Raw genomic sequence first — 12,920 nt, forward strand, 5'->3', positions numbered from 1 at the left:
GTTGACAAGCTGCTCTGTACTCAGGATCGAGTCCGCAAAACCACGATCTGTCTCGTTAGGATAAGGATTATGCTTGTTACGAGGCCCCGTTTTTAAGGGCGAAGTCCCTCTGCGGAGCCGCTTGCGAGGCTTTTCGAAGGGAGCTGGGAAGCTCCGGAAAGAAAAACCTAGGTGGGAATAAAGCCTATCAAACGTCCATTTTACCATGGTTTCAGGGTACTTTGCAAGCAAAACTCGCTTCCGTTGTTGGTCTGACTCCTTCGACAAGAATCGGTTTTCTGCTAGTCTTGCGGCGTTTTGGTCTTCTCCGCTGTGGAGAAGGAACTGCTCCTGAGCCGTTGAAGAAAAAAGAATAAGCCGTGCCCCGTCGAGACGATATCAAGAAGATTCTGCTGATCGGAAGCGGACCGATTGTTATTGGCCAAGCCTGCGAATTCGATTATTCCGGAACCCAAGCCTGTAAGGCTCTGCGGGAAGAGGGGTACGAAGTCGTTTTGGTCAACAGCAACCCGGCCACGATCATGACCGATCCGAATATGGCCGACGCAACCTATATCGAGCCATTAACTTGGCAGATGATCGAAAAGGTTATCGCGAAAGAGCGTCCCGATGCTCTGCTGCCTACCCTTGGCGGGCAGACGGGGTTGAACGCGGCAATGGAACTTGAGGCAAATGGCGTCCTTGAGAAATACGGCGTCGAGATGATCGGTGCCAACGCTGCGGTGATTGCCAAAGCCGAAGAACGCGACCAGTTCAAAAAGGCGATGGAAAAAATCGGGCTGGATGTCTGCACCGGGGCGACGGTTCATAATCTTGAAGAAGCTCGCAAAATACTGGATGAAATCGGCCTCCCTTGCGTTGTCCGCCCCAGTTTTACGATGGGCGGAAGCGGTTCGGCGATCGCCTACAATCGGGGCGATTTTGACGCGCTCGTGCAAAACGGACTGGATCAAAGCCCGGTCACCGAAGTCTTGGTCGAAGAATCGATTATCGGCTGGAAAGAATACGAGATGGAAGTGATGCGAGATGTTGATGACAATGTTGTCATCATCTGCTGCATCGAAAACTTCGACGCGATGGGCGTGCACACGGGGGATTCCATCACCGTCGCACCGGCTCAGACCTTAACGGACAAAGAATACCAGCGGATGCGTGATGCTTCGCTGGCGGTTATCCGTGAAATCGGAGTCGAAACAGGAGGATCCAATATCCAGTTTGCGGTCCATCCCGATACCGGTCGGATGATCGTGATCGAAATGAATCCTCGAGTCTCACGCTCGTCGGCACTAGCCAGTAAAGCGACCGGATTTCCCATCGCCAAGATCGCCGCCAAATTGGCCGTCGGTTACCGCCTGTGGGAACTGCCCAACGATATCACCCAGAAAACGCAAGCTTGTTTTGAACCTTCGATCGATTACGTCGTCACGAAGATTCCTCGCTTCGCTTTTGAGAAATTTCCCGAAGCCGATGCGACGCTGACGACGCAGATGAAAAGTGTCGGCGAAACGATGGCGATCGGACGCTCCTTTAAAGAGTCCCTGCAGAAGGCGCTGCGTGGTCTGGAAGTCGGTGCCTTTGGACTCGGCTGCGACGGCAAGGATCTGTGGGGAACCGAAGCACAGCCCGACGCCGAAGAAATTCGAGCTCGTCTGTCGGTACCTGGTGACGGGCGAATCTTCTACATCCGTTACGCGATGAAGTCGGGGATGAGTAACCATGAAATCCACGAAATCACCCACGTCGATCCTTGGTTCCTCGATCAACTATCGCAAATCGTCGAGCATGAAGAAGAGCTGAGAAAAATCGGATCCCTCGAGGAAGTCTCGCCGGAACAAATGCGAGAAACCAAGCGGACCGGGTTCTCCGATCGGCAGCTTGCCCACCTGTTCGAAAAAACCGAAATGCAGGTTCGGCAGTACCGCAAGGATCAAGGGGTGACGCCGGTCTATAAGAGCGTCGATACCTGTGCCGCCGAATTCGAAGCCTACACGCCTTATTACTACAGCACCTACGAAACCGAAGACGAATTGCCGGCTCCGTCAGGGAAGCCACGGGTGATGATTCTGGGTGGTGGTCCCAACCGGATCGGGCAAGGGATTGAATTTGATTACTGCTGCTGCCACGCCAGTTTTGCCCTTCGCGAAACCGGCTGTGAAAGCGTGATGGTCAACAGCAATCCCGAAACGGTCAGTACGGATTACGACACAAGTGACATGCTGTTCTTCGAACCGTTGACGATCGAAGACGTGCTGAACATTCAGGATGCGATCAATCCTCAAGGGGTGATCGCTCAGTTTGGTGGGCAAACGCCGCTGAACTTGGCTCGCGGTCTGGTCGATGCGGGGGCCCCGCTGATCGGGACTTCGGTCGATACGATTGAAGCGGCCGAGGACCGCGAACTGTTCCAACGCCTGATCAACGAATTGGGGCTGAAGCAACCGCCATCCGGGATTGCCCGAACGATGGAAGAAGCTCGACGCGAGCTGGCCGTGATCGGTTATCCCGCTCTGGTCCGCCCAAGTTTTGTCTTGGGAGGACGGGCGATGGAAATCTGTTACGACAAGGCTCAGTTTGATCGGTTTGTCGCCGAAGCCTTTGTCGTTGCCGAAGGGCAGCCGGTCTTGATCGATCGCTTCCTGGAAGATGCGACCGAAGTCGACGTCGATGCCATCGCCGATGGAACCGATTGTGTGGTCATGGGAATCATGGAACATATCGAAGCGGCCGGAGTTCACTCCGGTGACTCGGCTTGTGCGATCCCGCCATTCAATCTGCCTCAGACGGTCTTGGAAGAAATTCGCACGTCGACCAAGCAGTTGGCGATGAAGCTGAAAGTGATCGGGCTGATGAACATCCAGTTTGCTGTGAAGCAAGAGGATGGAAAGCCGGTTGTCTATATCCTGGAAGTCAATCCACGGGCCAGTCGAACCGTACCGTTTGTTGCAAAGGCAACCGGAGTCGCGGTTGCCGGGTTGGCGACTAAAGTGATGAACGGCGCAACGCTAAAAGAATTGGGGATTACGGAAGAACCGATTCCTCGGCACGTGGCGATCAAAGAAGCCGTTTTCCCGTTTCGGAAATTTGCCGGAGTCGACATCGTCCTGGGCCCCGAAATGCGGAGCACCGGCGAGGTCATGGGCGTCAGCGAAAAGTTCTCGATCGCTTTCGCGAAAAGCCAAGTCGCGGCCGGGTCGGTCTTGCCAGAATCGGGGAACATCTTCATCAGCCTGGCCGCCGCTCATAAAGATTCGGTGGTCGACTTGGGAACGCGTCTGACCCAGTTGGGGTTCAAGCTGTTGGCAACCGCCGGCACTGCGGCGCGTCTGAAAGATGCGGGGGTCGAAGTTCGCCGTGTTAAAAAGATCGCCGAAGGGAACCCGAATCTGATCGACTACCTGAAGAATGGCGATGTTCAGTTGATTTTGAACACGCCAAGCGGCAAAGGGGCACGAACGGACGAAGGAAAGATCCGAGCCGCTGGAGTCCAGTATGGCGTTCCATGCATCACCACGCTGGCGGCAGCGGACGCCGCGGTAAACGCCATGCAGGCCCTGCGAGAAGGCGAAATGGACGTCCTTTCCCTGCAAGACCGTTACGCTTCCTTCTAGAGAGCGAAGCCCGTCTCAAGGCTAACACGCAAAAGCAGCGTGTTAGCCGAGGACTGTACGGCGGTGCGAAGTTATTAGCGAGGCATGAAGGATACAAGCTGCGGCCATGCGGTTCGCGCCCAATGCCATCGACTTTCTTAGCGGAACGGCGCCAGCCGTCCGGCAATCGCATCGAAAACAGAATGAATTTGCCGGACGGGTTTTAGCGCGCGCTTTCTTAGCGGAACGGCGCGAGCCGTCCGGCGATCGCATCGAAAACAGAATGAATTTGCCGGACGGGTTTTGGCGCACGCTTTCTTAGCGGAACGGCGCGAGCCGTCCGGCGATCGCATCGAAAACAGAATGAATTTGCCGGAAGGATTTTAGCTCGCGTTAGGTTGGTTGCTAATTTCTGTGCGGCAGCGGTGCTTTTGGTGTTCGTCGCTTGGCGATGGGGAAGGGAGAGGCGCTGCGGCTGGACGGCTCGCGCCGTTCCGCTAAGAAGGGTTTTAGCTCCCGTTAGGTTGGTTGCTAAATTCTGTGCGGCAGCGGTGCTTTGGGTGTTCGTCGCTTGGCGATGGGGGAAGGGAGAGGAGCTGCGGCCGGACGGCTCGCGCCGTTCCGCTAAGAAGGGTTTTAGCTCGCGCTAGGTTGGTTGCTAAATTCTGGGCGGCAGCGGTGCTTTTGGTGTTCGTCGCTTGGCGATTGGGGAAGGGAGAGGAGCTGCGGCCGGACGGCTCGCGCCGTTCCGCTAAGAAGGGTTTTAGCTCCCATTAGGTTGGTTGCTAATTTCTGTGCGGCAGCGGTGCTTATGGTGTTCGTCGCTTGGCGATGGGGGAAGGGAGAGGAGCTGCGGCCGGACGGCTCGCGCCGTTCCGCTAAGAAGACTCCCACCTCCCACCTCCCACCTCCCACCTCCCACCTCCCACCTCCCAACTCCCAACTCCCAGCTAAAGCTGCTGTAACCGCTCGATCGTATGCCAGACGTCTTCGATTGGCAGGGCGTATGACGTGGTTCGCAGGGCTCGGGATATGTTGACTCCTAGTACCTGGCCGTGATGGTCGACTAGGGGACTGCCGCATTCTTCTGGCGGTAGCGGCGTGTCATGCGGGAGGACATGTGGGATTTCGAATCTTCGATCACTGAAGGGGCCTCCGCCCCAGTTGTCGTACTGGTTCCGCTGGCCTGCGGGCAGCGTAAATGCTCCTAAGGTTGCGGTGACTTGTCGAGCTTCCGTGTCTCGTTTTAGGTGGATTTCGATCGTGTCGCCAACGCCCAGCAATGCGATTACCGAAACCAATTCGTCGGCGGAGTGAACGGCTTTACCGTCTAAGCGAAGCACGATGTCTCCGACTTCAAGGCCCGCTTTGGCCGCCCCGGAATCTTCGACCAAGTTGGTGATTCGCACTCCGTCGGCGTCGCCGCTGACGGAGACGCCCAGCATCGCTCGGTTACGGACCAGTGGCGGTTGCCGCAGGCTGAAAGAGCGGGGCGTCGCGCTGACAAAACCGACTAGCGATTTGCCGCCGGTGGTCACCGTTAGGACGGGAACCCCTGGCTGTACCTCACGTGTTTTGGTCGCGTTGACCTCGTCGGTGCTGTCCGATTCGCTTGCCCATTCCGGTTGGTAATCGATCGCTAAGATGGCAAGGTCGGTTCGCGAATCGTCCCCCACCCAGGTCGCTGCTCGAGGCTTTTTTTCGCCTGGCAAGCGAACCGAAATCTGTTGGTTTTGTGGGCGGATTCCCAAGAGCGATGCTTTGGTTGCGATGAACGATTGGTGTTTGGAAATCGGAGCGTCCCACAGCAGAGTCCCGCTGGCCGCTGGAACATCGTCAACCAAGACTTGGCTGGTTACCTTGTGGGCGGCCTGCTGGGCCACTGCCAAGCCCTTTAGATAGATCGCATCTTGGCGGCCCAGCGGTAGCGGCGGAGACCTTCGCCGATTGGTGGTTGCCGGGGTTGCTGGTTTCCTAGCCGCATAGGTTTCGCTGGCGATCTCCCCTGGAAAAGGGATTTTCTGCGCCGCAAGGGATTGCCCGTATCCTTCTTCCCATCGCGGACGTTTGGGAAATAATTTTCCATCGTGGAATTTTGTTAGTTCAACACCTGAGCAAAGTTGCTCCCAGTTGTTGTAAAACCTCGACAGGGGGACGTGCACGTTGTAGTTGATTTTGTCTTGGCAGCGGCTGGAAATCCCAACCAAGTTTCCTTCCAGGTCGAAGATCGGGCCGCCCGAATCGCCTCCCATGATGGGGCAATCGGAAATGAATGCGTCCCCGTGGTCTCTTAGCAGTTGACCAACTCGGACGGCCGGTGGTTTGCCATGCGAAAACGAAACGGGGTAGCCAACTTTCAGCAGCCAAGATCCGACCGGCGGCAGGTCGACTCTGGAAATTGCGACCGAGGGCCAGGGGCCGTCTCCGTTGATTTTGGCTACCGCGATATCCAGTTCATCGCAGGTTCCTAGCACCGATGCCCAAGCTCGCTTGCCATCGGAAAAGGTCACCCGTAATCGGCGACCTGGATGGTTGGCGACATGGGCGACCGTTAGCACCAAGCCGTCGGGGCTGACGACGACGCCGCTACCGCTTCCCAGGCCGACGGTGGCGTGTTGGACTTTGCCGTATGTCTGATGGATCTGGGTTTCAAATCGATCCAGCTGAGTCGATTCGAAATCGGGGGTATCGAGACTGAGGTTCGCAATCGTGGCAGCTGGAGGAGCTGCAACGGCGATTGCTGGGAAGGCTGTTAGAATGGCGAGACCGGCATAGATAAAACCGCTCGCAAGTAAAACGCGTCGATTAAAAACTGCCTGCAAAAGCTGTTGGTGCCCGTTTTTCATTCCTGCTCTTTCCGCTGGAGTGGGTAAACGGCTTCCTGCCATGGCTACTTAACAGACCCATCTCCAAGGCGGTTGGCGAGTTCGCATGGTGGCGAGCTTCGTTCGGATTCCAAAACCGAAATCGATTCGCGTTTGCCATGTAAAGCAATTTCTCGCTCCGTTTTGGCGTTTCACCTTGCAACTGGAACTGGACAACCGGCTTGTATGCGGTCCTTTAAGGGATTCGTCATGAATCAACACGAGGTCGGATATTTTAACCCCGCTGGCAGGCTCCTGTTCCGGAAGCTGCCGAACAATAATGCAGCTGGGGGGCAGAAAGGCAAGTGTTTGTTCCTCCCGCACGCCCGCTTCTCCTGGTTTTTGCCGTGGTCGTCCGCGTTGGTGAAACGTCTCGCGTCAGGCAAATTGAGACAGTTAGGCAAGCGTAGCTACGTGCCGTAGCTACCGTCGCCAGACGGTGGATCCCGCTTTCGCAGGGGGCGTTAAAGCTATTGGTGACGATTTCAACCCTGCCTATCCGAGTCTGAGTGCAGTGATTTTAGCCCGGAGGACGTGCGATTTATAAATGAGGAAAGTCTGCCTCCCCTCGCGCCTAAGCGAGCTTGTTTTGAGGGCTAGGGGAGGCAGACTTTCCTCACTTGATCTTTTCACGTCCCCCGAAAGGCCGGGCGTGAGTGAGACGCTGAAGACGTGACCGATATCCGTCACTTATGAATCGCACGTCCCTCCGGGCTGCGTGTTCACCTGGCCCCCAATAGACTCATCAACGGCTGCGAACCCTTCATTGATTCTCATCGCGTCCCGAGCGAATGGCTGCAAATTCCCACCAAGACGACCGGCTGCGACGCTGCGGGGTGGGTGTCTGTCTGAAATAGGATTGGATTTGCCATTCAGTGCAAATGGGGTTGTTGTACGGAAGGGGAATTTCTTGGCCCTTTCCACTGATTTGGCTGTAATAACCCAATAGAAACGGGAGATCGTAAAAATGATTGCATGAAGGCGATGACGGGGATTGCCAATACGACACCGAATGTGAGACGATACGAAGCATTCCAGTTGATTTCGTTCCTCCAAGCTTGTGCTGATATGTCTTCACGCCGTGGTTCATCGTTTGCCGGACTCTCCGTCGCCATCGCTACCCCTTTCCGAGACGGAAAGGTTGACTATGAGCGACTGAAAGAGCAGCTGGAGTTTCAGCTGGAAGCGGGAACGACCTGTATTGTCCCTGTGGGAACCACAGGTGAATCGCCCACCCTTACTCATGAAGAACATGAGCGGGTCATCAGCGAAACGATCCAGACCGTCGCTGGGCGAGCAAAAGTGATGGCGGGTACGGGCAGCAATAGCACGGCCGAAGCCCTCCGGTTGACAAAAAGAGCCGAAAAAGAGGGAGCGGATGCGACACTTCAGGTAGCTCCCTACTACAACAAACCAACCCAAGAAGGGTTCTTCCAGCATTTCAAAGCGGTTGCCGAAGCGGTTGCGATTCCCGTCTGCGTCTACAACATCCCAGGACGAAGCGCCGCAAATATCGAAGCCACCACGATCCAGCGGTTGGCCGATGTCCCCGGAATTGCAATGGTCAAAGAGGCTACAGGGAAACTGGATGCTTGCTCTGAAATCCTCGGAACGACCGACCTGACCGTTCTCTGTGGCGATGATAGCCTGACCTTGCCAATGATGTCTGTCGGCGGCGAAGGGGTGATCTCGGTGGTCGGAAACCTTGTCCCACGCGATATGCTTCAGCTGGTCCAGTGCTTCCGTGCTGGCGATTTGGCCGGGGCTCAGCAATGGCACCACAAATTGTTCTCGCTCTGCCGAGACATGTTGGGATTGGCGACAAACCCGATCCCGCTGAAAGCAGCCATGCAAATGGTAGGGCGTGACAGTGGCGAACTTCGCCTTCCGATGACCCCTCTGGACGAAACAGAGCTCGGAAAACTGCGAAAAACGCTCCAGACCTACGGATTGCTGAATTAAATAGCGTTTCGGAACTTCGTGGCAAAAACGGGGTTAGAATTAGTAGTGGTGTACCGAATTCGGGAATCTGGATTCGTTTCACGGCTGCTTCGGCCCAAACGCCTGCCATCGAACTGGGATTGAAGCATCCTTTTGTTTTCTTCTCTGGTCCTTTCCGAGCCAAATCGATGTTCCGCATCCAATTGTATTCCTTCTGTAAATCGGTTGCTCTGCTGGTGCTTGCTGGTGGATTAGTCTGTCAGCAGGTCGCGATTGCCCAGCCCCCAGGGCGTGGGGGCGATGATCGTGGACGTGGAGGCGATCGAGGAGGTGACCGGGGGGGCGATCGTGGACGCGGTGGCGATGACCGAGGTCGTGGCGGCGACCGCGGCCGCGGTGGTGATGACCGCGGGCGAGGAGGCGATCGAGGCCGAGGCGGTTTCGATCCGAGCGAATTCCTGAAACGGCTGGACCGCAACGGCAATGGAATGATCGATATGGATGAGCGGGAAGGACCGGCTCAATTCATGCTTGCCCGTATTCAACGCGATCACCCGCAAATCAAAATCGACCGTCCGATTTCGATCAAGGATCTTTCGGAGTCAATCTCCCGCGGTCGAGGTGAAACCAGTTCCACGACCGAGCAGAAATCGGCGCTGGAAACCGAGTTGCTTGTCCCCGGGTTTGGCGAGGAAGTCATGCTTGAACCCATTCCTGGATTTGGGTCCGCAGCTGCCCTGTTTGATGTGACGGTTACCGAAGAGGATGAACGGGCCGCAGCGGAATTGGTGCGCCGCTACGACCGCAACCGAGACGGATTTGTTAACTCCAGTGAATTGAGTAGTCGCTGGGAAGGGAATCCAATGGATTTCGATCGCAATCGCGATGGAAAACTTTCGGCGTCCGAACTGGCTGTTCGCAATGGACGACGACGCGAAGTCAAAGCAACTGAAGAGAATCGCCAAACCGAACGTCGCCGGGATGATCGCCGCCGAGACGAAGACGAAGTGGTCGATATCTACAACGGAGCCAAATCGTTCAGAAATTTAGGGTACCCCGATTCCGGTGACGAATTGCCCGACCTTTTTAAAGAACGTGACGAGAATGGTGACCTGCAAGTCTTGATGAGCGAATTTGCTGCGGAGTGGAGTGAAGAAAAGGTGCGCGAATTCTATGCCCTCGACCACAACAAAGATGGGGCCATTACATTGGCAGAATTCCGCTCTGAAGCTCGCAGCGAATCGATGGAAGAGGAACGTGGTACCGGGGACGAAAGCCGCACCGCATCTAGCAGCAAACGTTCAAGTGGGGGGAGCAGCCGGACTTCGTCGGGGGCATCGTCTAGTGCGGGTGCCGGTGGAGACGACCGGAGCGCGAAATACCTGAGCTATGCAAAACGTATCATCGACAAGAATGACACGAATAAAGATGGTGCCCTTCAAGCTTCGGAGTGGAAGGAAATGCTGATCGATCCTTCTCCCGCCGATAGGAACAAGGACAATAAAATTACGGTGGAAGAATACACCGATTACCTGCTTCAGAAGAAATGATAGCCAACGTGCTGGATACGGAAGAAACCATCTGTGCGGTCGCTTCGGCCCCCTCTGGAGCCGCCCGCGGGATTGTCCGTGTCAGCGGACCGGCTGCCCTGTCTGTCGTTGCCAAATTACTGGTAAGCGACGAACCTTTTCCGGAACGCATGGGAAAGCGGATCGAAGGGGTTTTTCAGTTGCCGGCTCCCTTAGGGGACGTCGCAGGCGCCGCGTTGTTGTGGCCAACGGAGAAAAGCTATACAGGGCAACCGGCGGCGGAATTGCATCTGCCCGGCTGCTTGCCGTTGCTGGATGCTGCCGTGGAAGCTCTGGTGCATGCAGGCGCTCGACCCGCAAGGCCAGGGGAGTTTACACTGCGAGCCTTCTTGGCTGGTCGGCTTGATTTGACTCAGGCCGAAGCCGTGCTGGGGGTTATCGATGCCGATGATCAGCAATCGCTGCAGTTTGCGCTCCATCAGTTGGCCGGTGGGCTGTCGGAACCGCTACAGGACATCCGCCTAGAATTGCTTGGCCTACTGTCGCACCTAGAAGCTGGCCTTGATTTCGTTGAAGAGGATATCGAATTCATTTCGACCCAAGAGCTGGTTGAATCGCTCGGGAGCATTCAGTCTCGCTTGCTGGCCGTTCAGCAGCAAATGTCCAGTCGAGTCTCCTCGAAAGACCTGCCGCTGATTGTGCTCCGCGGGCGTCCCAACGTCGGGAAAAGTCGCTTGTTGAATGCACTCTCGGGGGAAGAGGCGGCCATCGTCGCGGATATCGCTGGAACGACTCGCGATTCGGTACAGGTCGTTTGTCAATTGAATGGCCATACGGTTTGCCTGACCGATACGGCTGGTCTGGAGGAAGGCCGGAATCCAATTGAACGCGAAGCCCAACAGCTGGCTGCGGGAATTGAACAGCATGCGACGATCCGTGTTTTTTGCAGTGATCGCCCGGAAACGGAATCGACGCTGCTGGCCTCGGCCGATTCCATTCCAACGGTTTGGGTAAAAACGAAATCCGATTTAGGCGGGGGGGGAACGCCTGCTGAATCAGGGTGGTTGGAAACGAGCAGCGAAACCGGAAGCGGGATCGAAACGCTTCGCTCTGAATTGGCTGAACTGTTGGATCAGTCGACCGCTGGTGAATTGAAAGGGATCGCCGGAACCGCAGCTCGGTGTGCGGATTCTTTGCAGCGTGGGCTTGTCGCTCTGGACGACGCGGTAACCATCGCGGTGGGCGAAGGAGGCCAAGAATTAGTGGCGGCCGAGATGCGATTTGCACTGGCCGCGATTGGCGAGGTTACCGGAGAGGTTTATACCGACGATATTCTTGATCGAATCTTTAGTCGGTTTTGTATCGGCAAATAGCTTAGGCGGCTCGCTGAAGCGGTATCGCGGATTCTTTGTCGCGAGTCCCCGTGCCGCCGTAATAAATCACGTTTTTCTTCTGTAGGTCACAGATCGCCGTCAATTTGACGTTTCGGGGGCCATGCAGACAAAAATAGATCCCGCATGCTTCTCCCTTCTTAACGACGACTCGCTCTGTTAGGGGGAACGCGTTTGGTTCCAATTGGCCTAAGTCCGCGAGGACGTTGGTGACCAATTGCCTTAGTTCGGTGTAGTCGATCTGGGTTGGTTGCAGTGCGATCATATGCAGTCGGCAAAATCAAATGGTGTGATAGAACAAACGAGCGAACCTTGAATGCGATGTCTATCGGCCTCTGGTCCAGCCAAGATTAACATCCAAAAAAGATCGAAGTTCGACTTTGATGGCATTGTCCCCGAGTTTGTTGATCGTGCGGACAGAACCGTCTGATTGCCGTGGAGATCGCAAATCCTTGGCAGATAGACTCAAGGATCGACCCGTAGGATTCGCGAACGTCGCCGCGGAGAAAGAGGCTGCCATTTCTCTGGCGAATTCACCAAATCCCTTTAAAGAATTCGCAGAAAGCAATCGGCCGGGACGTTCGCATGGATGCGAAAGCGTTCGCGGAGATCGGCCATTAATGATGCAAGATTTTTTTGCGATCGGCTTTGGTAATACGCCCTTGAATATCTTGCAAAATCGATTGTTCCAAAGTGGCGTCGCGTCCCAGCGGAATCCAGCCAAGGGTCGTTTGCGTCGATGGCAAAACGTCATTGGAACGCTCGACGGTACCATCGTTGCGCCGCGATGCTAAACCTTCGGTCGCTTCCATGCCCCGGTTTGTGTCTTCCAGTTCTTTCTGGACGACGACTTCAATCTGGTACCCGGTGCCATTGGGACGGACAAAGACCGTTGCACGGCGGCGAATCGACTGAAGCGTGCTTTGCCATCGTTCGAATCCCTTGGTGCTATCCTTACGCCAAGGTTCAAAAATCGACGCACCAACACGATAGGACGTATCCAGTCGTCCTTCCATCACCAGGCCAGGATGGTTCTGGACAGGTCTTTCGCGTTGCACATGGAAGTAATCGTCGACAACATCAACAACTTGCAGCCAAACGAAATCGTCTGCGACGGGCGGCAATTCCAGCGGATTGGGAACGTAGGTTTGTGGGACGGGAGTTTTCACTCGGTACAGCAGTCGACCACAACCACTCAGCAGCAATACGCTGCATAAGAGGATCCAGATGAGTGGCCTAGTGGGTTGCCAATACCGCGTCACGCAAAACGTCCTTGCTAGCAATTGTTTCGCTCCGCACCGATCGGAGACTCTGCCGGGGTAGATTCGTAAGAAACGGTCCTCGGCCGCAAGACCAATTTGAAAAGCCGTATTTTTCCCATTCGAATCTTCTGCGAGATTGATAACGTTCGTGGTGGCCATTTTTGCTGGCGTTACCGCGACAGAAGGTGATTCTCCTTGCGTCGCGGTAAAATCGACCCTCCTTCGGATCGCCCTTGCCTAAAACAGAGGGAAGTGTGTGCGAGCCAACGGCAGCACCAAAAGGATTTGTTGCCTCAGAGAGCTGGCATCGTCTTTGCGCCGGTGAACTGCCCTGAATCCCCTTCAA

General features: G+C 55.5%; 7 protein-coding genes. 4 read left to right on the forward strand and 3 right to left on the reverse strand.

Going from position 1 to position 12,920, the window contains the following annotated elements; all coding sequences use genetic code 11:
• The first annotated feature begins 359 nt into the window (after positions 1 to 359).
• On the forward strand, positions 360 to 3,608 hold the full coding sequence (carB, locus tag FF011L_RS08130) for a carbamoyl-phosphate synthase large subunit (protein ID WP_145351136.1): 3,249 nt from the start codon (positions 360 to 362) through the stop codon (positions 3,606 to 3,608).
• A gap of 929 nt (positions 3,609 to 4,537) precedes the next feature.
• Here carB and FF011L_RS08135 read toward each other — a convergent pair.
• A complete protein-coding gene (locus FF011L_RS08135) occupies positions 4,538 to 6,433 on the reverse strand; it encodes a S1C family serine protease (RefSeq protein WP_218933081.1) in 1,896 nt (631 codons plus the stop codon).
• 1,086 nt (positions 6,434 to 7,519) lie between these two features.
• On the opposite strand from FF011L_RS08135, the gene dapA reads away from it, so the two are divergent.
• The 3 genes from dapA to FF011L_RS08150 all read left to right on the forward strand — a co-directional run bounded on the left by dapA (position 7,520) and on the right by FF011L_RS08150 (position 11,294).
• Positions 7,520 to 8,413 carry a 4-hydroxy-tetrahydrodipicolinate synthase gene (dapA, locus tag FF011L_RS08140; protein ID WP_145355118.1) on the forward strand — a complete coding sequence of 298 codons (894 nt, stop codon included), beginning with the start codon at positions 7,520 to 7,522 and terminating at the stop codon, positions 8,411 to 8,413.
• Between the two features lie 167 nt (positions 8,414 to 8,580).
• A complete protein-coding gene (locus tag FF011L_RS08145; RefSeq protein WP_145351138.1) occupies positions 8,581 to 9,942 on the forward strand; it encodes an EF-hand domain-containing protein in 1,362 nt (453 codons plus the stop codon).
• Positions 9,939 to 11,294, forward strand: a complete 1,356-nt coding sequence (locus FF011L_RS08150; RefSeq protein ID WP_145351139.1) for a tRNA modification GTPase — start codon at positions 9,939 to 9,941, stop codon at positions 11,292 to 11,294. Before FF011L_RS08145 ends, FF011L_RS08150 begins: the two co-directional genes overlap by 4 nt.
• A 1-nt stretch (position 11,295) precedes the next feature.
• On the opposite strand, the gene FF011L_RS08155 is transcribed toward FF011L_RS08150, so the two are convergent.
• Together FF011L_RS08155 and FF011L_RS08160 are read right to left on the reverse strand one after the other, a co-directional pair.
• Positions 11,296 to 11,577, reverse strand: coding sequence for a hypothetical protein (locus tag FF011L_RS08155; RefSeq protein WP_145351140.1), 282 nt, complete (start codon positions 11,575 to 11,577; stop codon positions 11,296 to 11,298).
• A 352-nt stretch (positions 11,578 to 11,929) separates the two neighbouring features.
• A complete protein-coding gene (locus FF011L_RS08160; protein WP_246109809.1) occupies positions 11,930 to 12,733 on the reverse strand; it encodes a hypothetical protein in 804 nt (267 codons plus the stop codon).
• Between the last annotated feature and the right edge of the window lie 187 nt (positions 12,734 to 12,920).

It is taken from the genome of Roseimaritima multifibrata, assembly GCF_007741495.1.
Lineage (GTDB): Bacteria > Planctomycetota > Planctomycetia > Pirellulales > Pirellulaceae > Roseimaritima > Roseimaritima multifibrata.

Bases quoted from the DNA above. Each gene is read 5' to 3' on its own strand.
- FF011L_RS08135 (WP_218933081.1), bottom strand. From the start codon at position 6,433: ATGAAAAACGGGCACCAACAGCTTTTGCAGGCAGTTTTTAATCGACGC.
- FF011L_RS08150 (WP_145351139.1), top strand. From the start codon at position 9,939: ATGATAGCCAACGTGCTGGATACGGAAGAAACCATCTGTGCGGTCGCT.
- FF011L_RS08145 (WP_145351138.1), top strand. From the start codon at position 8,581: ATGTTCCGCATCCAATTGTATTCCTTCTGTAAATCGGTTGCTCTGCTG.
- dapA (WP_145355118.1), top strand. From the start codon at position 7,520: ATGTCTTCACGCCGTGGTTCATCGTTTGCCGGACTCTCCGTCGCCATC.
- FF011L_RS08155 (WP_145351140.1), bottom strand. From the start codon at position 11,577: ATGATCGCACTGCAACCAACCCAGATCGACTACACCGAACTAAGGCAA.
- FF011L_RS08160 (WP_246109809.1), bottom strand. From the start codon at position 12,733: ATGGCCACCACGAACGTTATCAATCTCGCAGAAGATTCGAATGGGAAA.